The sequence below is a fragment of the Corynebacterium sp. ACRPF genome (assembly GCF_022347395.1).
Classification (GTDB): domain Bacteria; phylum Actinomycetota; class Actinomycetes; order Mycobacteriales; family Mycobacteriaceae; genus Corynebacterium; species Corynebacterium tuberculostearicum_D.
Map to the genome: position 1 here is coordinate 63,200 of NZ_JAKRNB010000010.1, position 15,065 is coordinate 78,264.

The 15,065-nt window shown below is 57.2% G+C and carries 14 protein-coding genes; 13 read left to right on the top strand and 1 reads right to left on the bottom strand.

The window, feature by feature from the left end; all coding sequences use genetic code 11:
• The first annotated feature begins 147 nt into the window (after positions 1-147).
• The 12 genes from MHX61_RS06195 to MHX61_RS06250 all read left to right on the top strand — a co-directional run bounded on the left by MHX61_RS06195 (position 148) and on the right by MHX61_RS06250 (position 13,350).
• A complete protein-coding gene (locus MHX61_RS06195; RefSeq protein ID WP_005324460.1) occupies positions 148-1,221 on the top strand; it encodes a cytochrome c oxidase subunit II in 1,074 nt (357 codons plus the stop codon).
• 19 nt (positions 1,222-1,240) lie between these two features.
• Positions 1,241-1,672 carry a cytochrome c oxidase subunit 4 gene (locus tag MHX61_RS06200; RefSeq protein ID WP_005328946.1) on the top strand — a complete coding sequence of 144 codons (432 nt, stop codon included), beginning with the start codon at positions 1,241-1,243 and terminating at the stop codon, positions 1,670-1,672.
• Between the two features lie 572 nt (positions 1,673-2,244).
• Positions 2,245-2,829: a heme-copper oxidase subunit III gene (locus MHX61_RS06205; RefSeq protein ID WP_179386734.1), complete on the top strand. Its 585-nt coding sequence runs from the start codon at positions 2,245-2,247 to the stop codon at positions 2,827-2,829.
• Between the two features lie 53 nt (positions 2,830-2,882).
• Entirely contained in the window at positions 2,883-3,770 is an 888-nt protein-coding gene (locus tag MHX61_RS06210; RefSeq protein WP_005324465.1) for a c-type cytochrome, read from the top strand.
• Positions 3,767-4,987, top strand: a complete 1,221-nt coding sequence (locus MHX61_RS06215; protein WP_239193586.1) for a ubiquinol-cytochrome c reductase iron-sulfur subunit — start codon at positions 3,767-3,769, stop codon at positions 4,985-4,987. Before MHX61_RS06210 ends, MHX61_RS06215 begins: the two co-directional genes overlap by 4 nt.
• Positions 4,987-6,609, top strand: a complete 1,623-nt coding sequence (locus MHX61_RS06220) for a cytochrome bc complex cytochrome b subunit (RefSeq protein ID WP_239193588.1) — start codon at positions 4,987-4,989, stop codon at positions 6,607-6,609. Before MHX61_RS06215 ends, MHX61_RS06220 begins: the two co-directional genes overlap by 1 nt.
• 957 nt (positions 6,610-7,566) lie before the next feature.
• Positions 7,567-8,196, top strand: a complete 630-nt coding sequence (locus MHX61_RS06225; protein WP_204608313.1) for a C40 family peptidase — start codon at positions 7,567-7,569, stop codon at positions 8,194-8,196.
• Between the two features lie 114 nt (positions 8,197-8,310).
• Positions 8,311-9,354, top strand: a complete 1,044-nt coding sequence (locus tag MHX61_RS06230; RefSeq protein WP_239193590.1) for an NlpC/P60 family protein — start codon at positions 8,311-8,313, stop codon at positions 9,352-9,354.
• On the top strand, positions 9,355-10,458 hold the full coding sequence (locus tag MHX61_RS06235) for a glycosyltransferase family 4 protein (protein WP_239193592.1): 1,104 nt from the start codon (positions 9,355-9,357) through the stop codon (positions 10,456-10,458).
• A gap of 38 nt (positions 10,459-10,496) precedes the next feature.
• Entirely contained in the window at positions 10,497-11,429 is a 933-nt protein-coding gene (locus MHX61_RS06240) for an ROK family protein (RefSeq protein WP_239193594.1), read from the top strand.
• Positions 11,430-11,452: 23 nt separating this feature from the next.
• Positions 11,453-12,193 carry a 1-acyl-sn-glycerol-3-phosphate acyltransferase gene (locus tag MHX61_RS06245; RefSeq protein WP_239193596.1) on the top strand — a complete coding sequence of 247 codons (741 nt, stop codon included), beginning with the start codon at positions 11,453-11,455 and terminating at the stop codon, positions 12,191-12,193.
• Between the two features lie 65 nt (positions 12,194-12,258).
• Complete coding sequence (locus tag MHX61_RS06250) at positions 12,259-13,350, top strand: hypothetical protein (RefSeq protein ID WP_239193598.1); 1,092 nt, start codon at positions 12,259-12,261, stop codon at positions 13,348-13,350.
• Here MHX61_RS06250 and MHX61_RS06255 read toward each other — a convergent pair.
• Positions 13,256-14,437: a glycosyltransferase family 87 protein gene (locus MHX61_RS06255; protein ID WP_239193600.1), complete on the bottom strand. Its 1,182-nt coding sequence runs from the start codon at positions 14,435-14,437 to the stop codon at positions 13,256-13,258. The genes MHX61_RS06250 and MHX61_RS06255 overlap by 95 nt on opposite strands.
• Before the next feature lie 74 nt (positions 14,438-14,511).
• On the opposite strand from MHX61_RS06255, the gene MHX61_RS06260 reads away from it, so the two are divergent.
• Complete coding sequence (locus MHX61_RS06260) at positions 14,512-15,021, top strand: polyadenylate-specific 3'-exoribonuclease AS (RefSeq protein WP_204611416.1); 510 nt, start codon at positions 14,512-14,514, stop codon at positions 15,019-15,021.
• Positions 15,022-15,065: the final 44 nt, after the last annotated feature.

A 15,065-nucleotide genomic window follows, 5' to 3' on the forward strand; every position in this document is an offset into this window, starting at 1 on the left:
TGAAGGAGAATATGAAATGAGTGCACTAGGTGCCCTTTTATGCCTTTAAACAGGCTGGGAATCTGGCAATTATCCTCTATTCTGATTGGGTAAGAGTGCTCTGTGAGTATTCGAGAAGTTTTGTGTGGACAGAAAGGCAGAACACACGTGGGACAGCGTAATAAGCGCACCTTTGCCCGTAAGGCGGGCGTAGCTGGCGCACTTGCCCTGGGTGGACTCGCTCTGGCAGGTTGTGACGTTCAGGCGCCAACTGCTGTAGAGAACCTCCTGGGATTCGGTTGGCCGAAGGGCATTACCCCTGAGGCGGAGGCCATGTACAACTTCTGGATTTGGGTCTGGGTTGCCGCATGGATCGTTGGTTTTATTATGTGGGGCCTGTTCCTCACTGCAATCTTCCGCTGGAGCGCGAAGAAGGCAAAGAAGGATGGCAAGGGCGAGTTCCCGCGCCAGATCCAGTACAACGTTCCACTGGAGATGGTTCTGACCATCGTCCCTATCCTCATCATCATGGGCCTGTTCTTCTTTACCGTTCAGACTCAGCAGAAGGTCACCGCCTTGGATAAGGATCCAAAGGTTGTCGTCGACGTCACCGCGTTCCAGTGGAACTGGAAGTTTGGTTACGCCGAGAACCATGTCAATGGTGAGAACTACGACGGCGCCGACAAGGAGCGTCAGGCTGAGGCAGAGAAGACTGCTCACGACCCTGAGGGTGTGGACAACCCGAACCCAATCCACGGCAAGTCCATGGGCGACCTTTCCTACCTGAACTACAACAAGATTGAGACCGTCGGTACCACCGAAGAGGTTCCGGTTCTGGTTCTTCCTTCCGATACTGCGATTGAGTTCCGCCTCGCTTCCGGCGACGTGTCCCACGCATTCTGGGTACCGGAGTTCTTGTTCAAGCGCGACGTCTACGCACACCCAGAGGCAAACGCTCAGGAGCGTAGCTTCCAGGTGGAAAAGATTGAGAAGCAGGGCGCATTCGTTGGCCGTTGTGCCGAGATGTGCGGTACCTACCACTCGATGATGAACTTTGAAATCCGCGTTGTCTCTCCGGAGGACTTCAATACCTACCTGAAGTTCCGAGAGGACAACCCAGAGGCCACCAACGCGGAAGCCCTGGAAGAAATCGGCCAGGACCCATATGCGGTAACCACCCACCCGTTCTCCGGCGAGCGTGACACCGCTAAGGGCGACAACTACGTAAACACCGCGGCATAAGAGATAAGGACACAACACAATGCGTGCAACATCGAAAGTCTTTTACTCAATCGCGACGTACCTTCTTGTCTCGCTGATTGTCTACATCTTCGGCGTCACCTTCGTTAAGGACGATGGCTACCTCTACGGTGCCGAGTGGGTTGGCATCGTGGGCATGTTCCTTGCCTTCCTGCTGTGCATGATGCTGGGTGCTTACCTTCACTTCACTGATGACCGCAGTGACGTCCTGCCAGAGGATTGGGAAGAGGCAGAAACTGAAGATGCCGCTGGCATCCTTGGCTTCTTCTCCCCAGGCTCCATCTGGCCGCTGGCTATGACTGGCGCCATTGGCCTTCTTGGCTTGGGAATCATCTTCCTCTACTTCTGGCTGATTGCCCTCGGCGCTGTCTGCCTCATCGCGGCCTGCACCGGCCTGTCCCTCCAGTACGGCCTGCCGAAGGAAAAGCACTAATTCCTCGATGTAAAGGAATCCCTGCCTAAAACTTCTCCGCCCTCCTAGTCACTATGGCTAGGAGGGCTTTGGCGATCCAGCGTCGTTCGCGACGCAAGAAAGTTCCCGAGAGTTTCAAAAGTTTTACCGGTGGGGGAGGAGTGGCTGATCTTGCTGCATGTTCGCGATGGCACTTCTTCTGCATTCTGGCACGTAGGAGCCGATTTTTGCGGGGGTCGTTCGAAAGTTGTAAAGCGGGGCGTTTAGGGAGCTCGTGGAGTGTGATTTATCTCTCCAGGCAACGGGGGCGGGTACACGGACTGGTGCATCGATAAGTGGAGGCGTCGGGTGGCCGGGGTGCTTCGGAATTTCAGGGTAGGGCCCGACGTGTGGTGTCACCTGCATCAATGGGACGTCGGAAAGCGGGGCGAAAAGTTCCCGTTTGGAAAAATAAAGTTTTTGACTCTGACTTGCTGGCCTTTTGCTGGACGAAGCATCAAAAAAGAATGGAGAAAGCGGGGGGAATCGAGGTGACTTCAGCGCCCGGAACGGCCATAATAGCCACTGTGACGAGCGTAGTTTCTAACCAAGGTATGACAGCACCACGTGCTGCCTCACTGAACCGACCCAATATGGTCAGTGTCGGCACTATCGTGTTCCTGTCTCAGGAATTGATGTTCTTTGCCGGACTGTTCGCGATGTGGTTTACCTCGCGAGCAAACGGTCAGGAAGGCGATTGGGCGGAGCACACCGCCCATATCAACCTGCCCATGGGTTTCCTCATTACGGCAGTGCTGATTTCTTCTTCTGTGACCTCGCAGTTCGGCGTGTTTGCCGCAGAAAGGGGTGACGTTTACAAGCTTCGACTCTGGTACACCGTAACGCTGGTACTGGGCGTTGTGTTCCTGGGCATCATGGCGTTTGAGTGGACCGAGTTGATTCACGCAGGTGTGACTGTGCAGTCCAGCGTCTTCGGTTCGGTGTTCTACATCATCACCGGCTTCCACGCTGCGCACGTGACCGCGGGTCTGATTTCTTTTGCAATCATTCTCGCGCGCGTTGCTAAGTCCAAGTTCACGCCGGCACAGGCGACCGCAGCAATGGCAGTGTCCTACTACTGGCACTTCGTTGACGTTGTGTGGATCGGCGTTTTCACCGTTATTTACTTGGTCCAGTAGCACTGGCCACAATCCCCAATCAGTCCTCCCGTGTTCGAGTTATCTAAAGGAAAATGATGGATAACAATTCGCAGTCCGTGGCAGTGGAGCAGACCACTGCGGCGGCTAAGAAGACCCGCCGTCGCCGCAAGGCGAAGCGCACCCTTGCCGGTGGCTTCGCTTTGGCGATTGGCCTGTCCGGTGCGGGCGTCTTGGCTTCTGCCTTGACCCCGGACGCACAGGTCGCCACGGCGGAAAAAGATGACCAAGCCCTCGTCCAAGAGGGTAAGGACATCTATGACACCGCTTGTATCACCTGCCACGGTGCCAATCTGCAGGGCATCGAAGGTCGCGGTCCGTCCCTCGTCGGTATCGGTGCTGGTTCCGTGTACTTCCAGGTGCACTCCGGCCGTATGCCGATGATGTCTAACGACGCCCAAGCAGAGCGCAAGGCTCCTCGCTACACCGAGCAGCAGACTCTGGCTCTTGCTGCATATGTTGCAGCCAACGGTGGCGGCGCAGACATTGTCTACAACGACGACGGAAGTGTTGCTCAGGAATCGCTGCGTGGTGCTAACTACAATGGCGAAATCCAGGCAGAAGACGTAGCGAAGGGCTCCGAGCTCTTCCGCATGAACTGCGCTTCCTGCCACAACTTCACCGGCCAGGGCGGCGCTCTGTCCTCCGGTAAGTTCGCTCCGGAGCTGGCTCCGGCAAGCGAGCAGGAAATCTACCAGGCAATGCTGACCGGCCCGCAGAACATGCCTAAGTTCTCTGACCGCCAGCTGACCGCAGATGAGAAGAAGGACATCATTGCCTACCTCAAGTCTGCAAAGGAAACTCCTTCCCCAGCAGGTTGGGACCTTGGTGGTCTCGGCCCAGTAGCGGAAGGCCTGGCAATGTGGATTATCGGTATTAGCGCCCTGTGCGCTGCCGCTATGTGGATTGGATCGCGCTCATGAGCAATGTGAAGAAGAATTACACTAACGCTGAGCTCGACAAGATGAGCAACGATGAACTCGCTGCTCTTGGTACCGAGCTCGATGACGTCACCGTTGCGTTCCGCAAGGAGCGTTTCCCAGTCGAAGGTGACCCAGCTGAAAAGCGCGCTGGACGTAACGTTGCTATCTGGTTGTTCCTGTCCGTCATCGGCGGCCTCGGATTCCTTGGCGTTTACCTGTTCTGGCCGTGGCAGTACAAGCAGCTAGGGGAGGAGGGCCATATTTGGCACACTCTCTACACCCCGCTGCTGGGAATTACTGCTGCCCTCGCAATTTGCGGCTTGGGCATCGCCATCGTTCAGTACGTAAAGAAGATTCTCCCCGAGGAGATCTCCGTTCAGCGTCGTCACGACGGTCCTTCCGAAGAGGTTGATCGCCGTACCCTGACCGCCCTTCTGAACGATTCTTGGAAGACCTCGACTCTGGGTCGCCGCAAGACCGTCCAAGGTCTGCTGGGCGGCGCCGGCGTTCTGTTCGGTCTAACCGTGATTGCTCCGCTTGGCGGCGCAATCAAGAACCCCTGGAAGGTTCGCCACAATATGAACTATGCCGGCGACGGCACCCTGTGGACTTCCGGTTGGACCCTGCACAATGAAGGCGTCAAGCTTTACCTGGCGCGCGACACCGGCACTATCGCCGAGAAGCATTCTGGCGAAACCGGTGAGCACTACAGCACCAAGGGTGTTACCCGCTTGGTCCGTGTGCGCCCGGAGGATCTGGCAGCAGGCGGCATGGAGACCGTCTTCCCGCTGGCAGAAGAAGACGTCAACGATGGCGACAAGTACGATGCCGAGCGCGATGTCTACGAGCACCACATGCACTCGATTCACGGCAACCGCAACGCGGTCATGCTGATTCGCCTGCGTCACAACGACGCCCAGAAGGCAATCGAGCGCGAAGGTCAGGAAGACTTCCACCACGGCGACTACTACGCCTACTCCAAGATCTGTACCCACATCGGTTGCCCGACCTCTCTGTATGAGGCTCAGACCAACCGAATCCTGTGCCCGTGCCACCAATCGCAGTTCGACGCTTTGCACTACGGAAAGCCGGTCTTCGGCCCGGCTGCCCGCGCATTGCCACAGCTGCCTATCACGGTGGACGACGAGGGCTACCTCGTTGCACAGGGCAACTTCATTGAGCCTGTCGGCCCGGCATTCTGGGAGCGTAAGTCATAATGAGCAATAAACTCGCCCAAATGGGCAACAACATGGATGAGCGCTATAGCGCCGCCGGCGTGCTGAGGACTCAGCTGAACAAGGTCTTTCCGACCCACTGGTCCTTCATGCTCGGTGAGATGGCGCTATACAGCTTCATCATTCTTGTACTGACCGGTATCTACCTGGCGCTGTTCTTCGACCCTTCCATCACCAAGGTCATTTACGACGGCACCTACGCACCGCTTAATGGTGTAGAAATGTCCCGCGCATACGCCACCGCGCTGGATATCTCCTTCGAAGTTCGTGGTGGCCTGTTCGTACGCCAGATGCACCACTGGGCAGCTCTGCTGTTCATGATGTCCATGGTTGCGCACATGCTGCGCATCTTCTTCACCGGTGCGTTCCGTCGTCCGCGTGAAGCAAACTGGATTATCGGTTGCGCACTTATCCTGCTGGGCATGATCGAGGGCTTCCTTGGTTACTCCCTGCCGGACGACCTGCTTTCCGGTGTTGGTCTGCGAATCATGTCCGCCATCATCCTGGGCCTGCCGATTATCGGCACCTGGCTGCACTGGGCAATCTTTAGCGGTGACTTCCCGTCTGACCTGATGCTGGATCGTTTCTACATCCTGCACGTTCTGGTTATTCCGGGCATCATCCTTGGCTTGATTGCAGCCCACCTGATTATGGTTTGGTTCCAGAAGCACACCCAGTTCCCTGGACCAGGCCGTGCAGAGAACAACGTGGTTGGTGTGCGCATTATGCCGGTCTTCGCTACTAAGGCTATCGGCATGGGCATGATGGTTGCTGGCGTACTGGCGCTGATGTCTGGTCTGCTGACCATCAACGCAATCTGGACGCTTGGACCTTATAACCCATCCCAGGTTTCTGCTGGTTCCCAGCCAGATATCTACATGCTGTGGACTGACGGTGTCGCTCGTGTCATGCCGGCATGGGAGCTCTACATCGGCAACTACACCATTCCTTCCGCGTTCTGGGTAGCCCTGCTGTGTGGCCTCATGGTCGTCCTGCTGATGGCGTACCCGTTCTTGGAGAAGAAGTTCACCGGTGACGATGCACACCACAACCTGCTGCAGCGTCCGCGCGATGTTCCTACCCGCTCCGCTATTGGTGCGGTTGCCATCGTGTTCTTCCTGCTGGTTACGCTGTCCGGTGGTAACGACCACGTGGCAAACTTCTTCCAGATTTCGCTGAACGCTATGACCTGGGTTGGTCGTATCGGTCTCATCGTGCTGCCTCCGATTGCGTACTTCATGACCTACCGCATTTGTGTTGGTCTGCAGCGCTCTGACCGCGAGGTGCTGGAGCACGGTATTGAAACCGGCGTTATCAAGCAGATGCCGAATGGTGCCTTCATCGAGGTTCACCAGCCGCTCGGCCCGGTTGATGCCGATGGACACCCGGTTCCGCTCGAGTACGCAGGTGCTCAGGTGCCGAAGCAGCTGAACCACCTCGGACTCGCTGACTCCGAGACCCAGGGCACTTTCAGCCCTGATGATTCGGCCCTCATGCACCGAGTACACGAAATCCACTCGGATAACCACGACGAGGAAGCGGAGATGTTCCGCCGCCTTAACGAGGCTAACCGCCGTGAAGACGAGGAAAACGGCCGCATCTAACCGCTTTTCCTGAGGATTACTCGAAACGCGCTCACAGACCCGCCCTTGCTCCTGTTGAAGGAGCAAGGGCGGGTCTTGCGTATGTAAAGATCAATTCCGAACCCAGTCCTTATTCTCCTAGCTGCAACAAGAGTTTTTGAAGGGGGCTGTTGCGCTTCTGTGAGTCTTTATGAGTCTTGAAGCATTTGAAGAACTGCTGCTGAAGCTTGTTGTGAAGTCGGTTTAGTACGTGTTCTGGTGCGCGAATTGTCGGTGGTTAGTGGTTCTCTCGTGATTTACAGCCTTAGGAGCCTAGTGCGTGGGCTCAGGTAGGTGTGAATGCCGAAAGGCTATTGGCTTGAGACACGCTGCGCTCGGAGATTGAGCGCCTTAATGGGCGTCGGAAAGCGGTTTAGCTAGAAGCACCGCAAGGAAAAGCGGCAAAGCGGGGCGCAGTTGCGATGAAAACTAGGCTCTAGGCGTGCGGTAGAGGAGTCAATTGGTGGGGAAGAAGGGGCTGCCAAAATGTCTTAGTGCTGAAAGTCACAATTTAGATTTCTCTTAATTGTTAATCGTTTTCTTAGTAAGGGTATTTCTTGGTGGGGTGTCTGCCATCCTCTGTCGTTTGTGCAGCTTGTGACCTTAAAGCATCAAGTTCTGGTGGGAACTAGCGTCGATGTGGAGGTTAAATCTCGACAAGGTCAACAGAAGGTAACGAAGCGATAACAAACGTTATTTTGGTGTCGCGAATGGACATTGCTTGTGATGATTTCGTAACCTATTCGAGACATTGAGTTACCGCCCGAAAAGGTGCTCAATCTAAACAGAAGAATTACAGCGCCGCATCTGGCCCCTCCTACTGAGGGGCCGAGTGGAGGAAATCCTAAAGGAACGGATTCCCAACGAACGCTAGTCCCCCAGGGTCAGAGCTTCCTTTACAAGGGGAGTAGGCGCGCAGGAAGATTTGGAGTTTTACTCATGGCACAGCACCGTCGTCAGGGCATGAAGAACACCCGTCGCATCGCATCTACTGCAGCACTGGCTGCAACCGCCGCCGTCGTCGCACCGGGCGTCGCACAGGCAGCAGAGGTCGTCGTACCTAATACTGACTACCGCTTTGAGGTAGCAGGTCTGGAAAACGTCCCGAACATTGACCAGGTTCCGAACATTGACCGCTACGTTCCGTCCCTGGGCAAGGTTTCTAACCAGCAGAACACCAACTACGCAGCAGCTGGCCACAAGCAGGCCGCTCCGGCACAGCAGACCGTTGGCCAGAAGGCACTGGCTGCAGCACGCTCCGTCATCGGCTCCCCGTACGTATACGGCGCCGCTGGCCCGAACGCCTTTGACTGCTCCGGTCTGACCAGCTGGGCATACGCTCAGGCTGGCAAGCAGATCCCGCGTACCTCTCAGGCACAGGCTGCCGCCGGTACCCCGGTATCCCTGGATCAGCTGCAGCCGGGTGACATCATCGCTTACTACGGTGGTGCTTCCCACGTTGGTATTTACACCGGCCACGGCACCATCATCGACGCCCTTAACTCCGGCGTCCCGGTTCAGGAGCGCGACCTGAACTACATGCCGATTCACTCCGCAGTTCGCTTCTAGGAAGCAGCGGATCTTGCCCTCCCCTTCGCGGGGAGGGCTTTGTCGTGCATTAGGGGGTAAAACCCGCTATAGTTAGTACGATTTTTAAAATTTTCTTAGTCTAAGGGTCCTTACGTGTCTAAACGAGTACTTCCTGCAGCTGCACTTGTGGCGGCTCTTGCTGTTTCGTCGGTTTCTGGGATTTCGCAGGTTGTTGCGCAGGAGGCGGCTCCACAACAGGAGAGCGTCACCGAAGATGTGGACGCCTTGGTAGAGCGCGTTGGCGAAGTTGCGCGCAAGGTTTCTGCCAAGAATGAAGAAGTAAAAGAGCTCGAGGTCAAGCTCGAGGAAAAGCAGGCTGAGGTTGCTGAATCTGAGCAGGCCGCCGCTGAGGCACAAACGCGTGCGGACGATGCGAAGGGCGATGTTTCCACCCAGCAGGACCGTGTCGATGGCATTGCGCAGTCGCGCTACCGTGGTGATTCCCGTTCGGCAGTGTCTGGTGCCTTGGCTGCAGAAGATCCCTCCGATGCCGTAGAGCGCATGGGCTACCTCGGCGCGCTTTCCCGCAAGGCCCAGCGCACTCTTGATGCAAAGGCTAATGCCGCTTCCATGGCGGAGGAGGAAAAGCATAAGGCTGCCGACGCCGCCGCGAAGGTGCGCGAGGAAAAGAAGGCGCTGGAAGAGCAGCGTGAAGAGCTCCTCAAGGAGAAAGAGGAGCTGGAAAAGCAGCAAAAGGACATCGAGAAGCAGGTGGACGCTCTCGATGAGCAGCAGCGCGAGGCCTGGGAAGGCCAGTTCGGCGGATCTGATAAGCCGGATATGGATTTGGGCGAGGTCGCAGACGGCGCTGCTTCCGCAGCGTTGTCGAAGCTGGGCGCTCCATATGGCTGGGGTGCGGCTGGCCCCGATCAGTTCGACTGCTCTGGATTGATGTTCTGGGCGTATCAGCAGATTGGCAAGTCCATTCCGCGTACGTCCCAAGCTCAGATTGCCGGTGGCACATCGGTACCGCTGGAAGACCTACAGCCGGGCGATATCGTGGGCTATTACCCGGGAGTAACTCACGTGGGCATGTACATCGGTAATGGTCAGGTGGTCCATGCCTCTACCTATGGCGTGCCTGTTCAGGTAGTACCGCTGAAGTCCATGCCGATTACCGGAACGGCGCGGTACTAAGTGGCCCGCGTTCTGCTGGTAACCAATGACTTCCCGCCCAAGATTGGCGGGATTCAGTCTTACCTGCGCGATTTCGTAGCGACCTTAGATCCGCGCGATGTCGTGGTCTTCGCCTCAACCCAGGAATCGCCGGCGGAATTCGATGCTGGGGTGGACTACAAGGTCATCCGCTGGCCTCGCCGCGTGATGTTGCCGACGCCCGCCACGGTGCGTCGGATGCAGGAGATCATCCGCGCAGAAAATATTGACATCGTATGGTTTGGTGCAGCCGCGCCCCTTGCTTTGATGGGCAAGGCCGCAAAGGAGGCGGGGGCGACCTGTGTGGTAGCTACGACGCACGGGCACGAAGTGGGGTGGTCAATGGTGCCCGTTGCTCGGCAGTGCCTGCGCCGCATTGGTGACAATGCTGACGTGATTACCTATATTTCTGACTACACCCTGCGTCGGTTGCGTCGACCATTTGGACCGAATCCGCGCTGGGAGCACCTGCCTTCCGGAGTGAGCGTGGAAGGCCTTTCTCCAGCCACGCCAGAGAACCGCGCAGCGGCGAAGGCAGAGTTCGGGGTTGCAGGGCCGACCATCGTCTGCATTTCACGGTTTGTCCCGCGCAAGGGTCAAGACCAGCTGCTCCGCGCTATGCCTTTAGTGCGCGAGGAATTCCCAGATGCACAGCTACTGCTCATAGGCCGCGGACGCTATCGCGCGGCCCTAGAGCAACTGGCGGAAATGTACTGCCCGGACGCAGTGATCCAAGAAGCAGAAAGCATTGAGACTGCATTGCATGCAGCGGATGTTTTTGCCATGCCGGCCCGCACTCGCGGCGGAGGGCTTGACGTCGAGGGCTTGGGAATCGTCTATTTGGAGGCGCAAGCGTGCGGCCTGCCGGTTGTCGCTGGAGACTCCGGTGGTGCACCGGAGACGGTGACGGGGGAAACGGGGGTCGTCGTCAAGGGCGGATCTGTGCCGGAACTAGCTGGAGCGTTGAAAGCTCTCTTGGCTGACCCGCAGCGTAGGCTTCGCATGGGGCAGGCGGGGCGTCGCCATGTGGAAGAGAATTGGACGTGGCGGATAATGGGGCAGCGATTGCGGCAGCTGATGTCTTGATGTGACCCTAACCCGGTTGTCGGTATATTCTGTTATGCATGCTTAAGAACAACTCCGCCGATCTGACTATCGGCTTCGACGTCGGTGGCACCAACGTGCGCGGCGGAGTGATCACTCGGGAGGGTGAGATTCTCGCGAGCCGCACGGTTCCTACTTCCATGGACGCAGAGCAGCTGGAAGCGGACATTGTGGGCATCGTCGATGAGCTGCGCGCTGACTATGAGGTGGACGCCGTTGGCCTCGCCTTGGCGGGATTTTTGGATCCTACGTGCGAGGTAGTGCGCTTCGCCCCGCACCTTCCCTGGCGGCACGCCAAAGTGCGGGAATCACTCTCGCAGAAGCTCGGTATGCACGTGCGGTTGGAGCATGATGCAAATTCCGCCGCGTGGGGTGAGTGGTGCTTTGGTGCTGGCCGCGGAGCGGAGGATTGGGTTTTCTTTGCGGTAGGAACAGGTATCGGCGCCACGCTGATGACGCATGACACCATCTACCGCGGCGCGTTTGGCACCGCCCCAGAATTTGGGCATATCGTGGTAGTCCCTAATGGTCGGCAGTGCTCCTGCGGCAAGCGCGGCTGCTTGGAACGCTATGCCTCCGGCACCGCGTTGCCGGATACCTGCGCCGATTTGCGTGGGAGCTATGAAACCTCGCTGCCGGCTGAGCCCACCGGTAAGGAAATTACCCAAGCGGCGCGCCGTGGAGATCCGCTTGCCGTAGCGGTAATGGAAGACTTCAGCCGGTGGCTGGGCCAGGGCCTATCCATTGTTGCTGATGTTTTGGATCCGGAGCTCATCGTGCTCGGCGGCGGCGTATCCCAAGATGCGGACCTCTACCTCGAGGGCGCTGCCCAAGCCATGGGACAGGATATTGTCGGGGCAGGGCATCGCCCCCTCGCACGTGTTGCCACCGCAGAATTAGGGTCGGCAGCGGGTATGATTGGCGTAGCCGATTTGGCCCGCAGCGGCCGTTAAAACTAACAAAGGACGATCTGGCGATGAAAAACAAGTGGTACTGGGCTTTTAAGCACATCTTCTTCGGACCCGCCCTGCAAGTATGGAATCGACCGTGGAGCGAGGGCATCGAGAAAATCCCCGCTGAAGGGCCTGCGATTTTGGTGTCGAATCACCAGGCGGTTATGGATTCCTTTTTCTTTCCTTTGATGTGTCCGCGCCAGATCACGTTTCCGGCTAAGTCGGAATACTTCACCACTCCGGGTCTTGTTGGTAGCCTGCAAAAGTGGTTCTTTACCTCGGTAGGCCAAGTCCCCATCGAGCGCGATAGCGAGGACGCTGGCGACGCCATTGTGGAAACCGCAGAAGGTATTTTGTCCCGCGGCGATCTCTTCGGTATCTATCCGGAAGGAACTCGTTCCCCAGATGGCCGTGTGTACAAGGGCCGTACCGGCATGGGGCGCATCGCCATGGAGACTAACCAGCCAGTATTTCCCATCGCGATGATCAATTCGCGTAAGGCCAATCCCATTGGATCGTGGATCCCGCGCCCGTTTAAGGTCGGCGTGCGGGTAGGTGATCCTATCTGGCCGCATGACTGGGCCAAGGAGCGCGGCATGAATCCGGCCGAGCACGAGACTATTCGCGCCTTCACTGACTTTATGATGCGCAATTTGGCCGAGCTGAGCGATAAGCCTTATGTTGATGTGTACGCCTCCGATGTGAAGGCTTCGCTCAAAGCCGGCCATGGTTACCCCGCCGGTGCTGAATACAAGGGGAGGTAATCACTATTCCCAAGGCCCGTTTAGCTTGGCCAGATACCGCTAAAGGCGTATCCATTATCGGCGTCGTGCTCTTGCACGTCACGCTGGTGGTTCCGGAAGGTGAGCTAACGTGGTTGGCTGACCTAAACGTGTGGCTGGACCCGCTCCGCCTACCCTTGTTTTTCCTCGTATCCGGCTATTTCTCTACCAAGATTTTTCGCTATTCTTTCAGCGAGCTTTTTACGCGCCGCCTCTGGTTTTTCCTCGTCCCATACACGGTGTGGATGACCGTTGAGCTGTGGACTAAGCGCATCGAGTACCACTGGGTATTTGGTGATCCCTATCTGCAGCTTACGGATCTGCTCTATAACCTGCTGCTAGGCCATACCATGGCGTGGTTCATTCACGCGCTTATCTTTTTCAATATATTTTTGTGGGCCGTACGCAAGTTGCCCGCGTGGGCAGGCATTGGCCTGAGCTTTGCGCCGCTGCTGTTTATAGCGTGGCAGCATCATTACTACTTTATTGGCAAGGCAATCATGTTCTTGCCCATCTTCGTCGGTGCGGCCTATTTGCGCGGGCCTATTACGCGGTTTGCCGACGCCGCCGAAGCACCCTTCAAAGGCACCTTCCGCAAGGCCTCTATGTGGGCATATGGTGCGGCAATCATCAGCTACATCGCGGGACTTACCATCCGGCACACCTGGAATGCCGTCGAAGGCGAGGTAGCGGTGCAGTGGCCACTGCCAGGCGGGGATATTCTTGGCCGAGGCGATCTAGACCTGCTGATCCGCTTTGCGGAGCAGACGCTTGAAACCCCAGCGGGCATCGTCGGTGCTGTCCTTATTAGTCATGTTCCGGCGCTGTCTACTTTTGTAAAGTTCGTGGGCCGGCATACCCTGCCCATTTACTTGGCCCACCCGATCGGCATGACGCTGGGGTACGGCTTCTTCATGGCCCACCGCGACTATGTGGTGAGCCTTGCTGGCCAGTGGCCGATGGAAAATACCTGGTCCTGGATCGGAATGTGTTTCTTCTACTCCGCTGCGGCATCGGTAGCGCTTTGGGCGCTCGGGAAGGTGCCTATCCTTGGCTGGACGCTGGTTCCGCCGCGGATTGATAAGCGCCGGCCCGTCGTAGAGCCAATGGTAGCGAGCAAAGAACCAGCAGCGCAGTAACAATGGCGTAGTCATTGCCCACAATATGCTGCCACCATTCCCAGTTCAGCTCTTGGTCATTGGCATGGGGGACAAGCCAATGTCCGCGGGCCAAAAGCGCGAGCCACGTCAGCGCAGCGAGCGCCCAGTAGCGCTGCGCCACTAGCAGCACACCCGCCAACACTAGCCAGGTGAAGTGGTGTGACCATGACACGGGCGAGCACAGGAGCGATACTGAAGCGGCCAGCAGCATGAGTACCGCCTGGTTCTCGTGGGAGAGGCGCTCCATGGCAAACCACACGATGGCAACGACGAGGACGACGGCCACAAGCCACAGCTTTTCAGCGTGGTCGGGGGCTAGGCGGCTAAAGAAACCGCGCAGAGATTGGTTGGAGCTATAGGCAAGTCCACCGATGCGGTTGGAATCGCGCAGTGTTTCGCTCCAGTACTGGATGGAGCTATGTGGATTGCAGGCGAAGGCGATGAGCCCTGCTGCCAGAAAGGAACCGAGGGCGCTGAAAAATGCGCGCCATTCGCGGCGGACGAAAAATACGGCAAGGAATACCGCAGGGGTGAGCTTGATCGCCATAGCGATACCGGTAAGCACGCCCCTGCCGCGTCCAGGGCGCAGCCAGAGAATATCGACCACAACGAGTGCGGTAAGCAGGATATTGACCTGCCCGAAGCTAAAGGTCTCCGTAATCGGTTCAGTAAGCATCGCCGCTAGAAACGCCCAGCCTTCCCATCCCGGGCAGCCAAGAGAGCGCAGGACCAGGGCAACGCAGACCCACAGGGCAAGAAAGGAGGCGACAGATACGAGGATGCTCGCGGCGGTGAGGGGAATCCAGCTCAGCGGGGCAAAAAGCAGCGCCGCAAAGGGTGGATAGGTGAAGGGAAGAGAGACATCGCGATTGCTGCCAACGAGGTAGTCCTTGGCGTAGAGGTCGCTGCCAAAGCCGGCCCCGCCTTCGCGGTAAACATCGAGGTCAATGTGGTAATACGTGGAAAAACGGCCGGAGAAAAGCTCCGGGATATCAATGAGCCACCAGAGGGCCACGAGGGCAGAGAGGCACAAGGGCAAAGCAGTAAACCACAAAGATTTCTTCACGCCAGAAGTCTACAACCGTCTCTTTAAGGGGCCAATTTATCGCGGCAGACAAGGCAGCAGTAGGCTTGGGAGACGTGCGCTACTTCTATGACACCGAATTTATCGAAGATGGACAAACCATTGAATTGGTCTCCATCGGCATCGTCGGTGAGAATGGCAGCGAATACTACGCCGTGTCTACGGATTTCGATCCGTCCAAGGCCAATTCTTGGGTCAAAGACAATGTATTGGCCAAGCTGCCCAGCCCGCGGGACCCAGTGTGGAAGCCTTTGGAGACCATTCGCGCTGAGGTCTTCGAGTTTCTGACCCAGAGCTCAACTCCGGTAGAGCTGTGGGCGTGGGTGGGCGCTTATGATCATGTGGTTTTGGCGCAGCTGTGGGGCGATATGGCCGGACTACCTAAGCGCATGCCACGCTATACCCGCGAGCTGAAGCAGTACTGGGAGTTTGCGGGGCGTCCCAGCCTGCCGGCTGTGCCTAAGGGCAATCACGATGCGCTTGTCGACGCCCGCCATAACCTCGCCAAGTTCCGTGCCTGCGCCCAGGTACTTCCGCTGTCTAAGGGCAATAGAATTAATATCTAGAATTTAACTAACGCGCGATAGGCGCTTGATGGTTAAATAGCAGT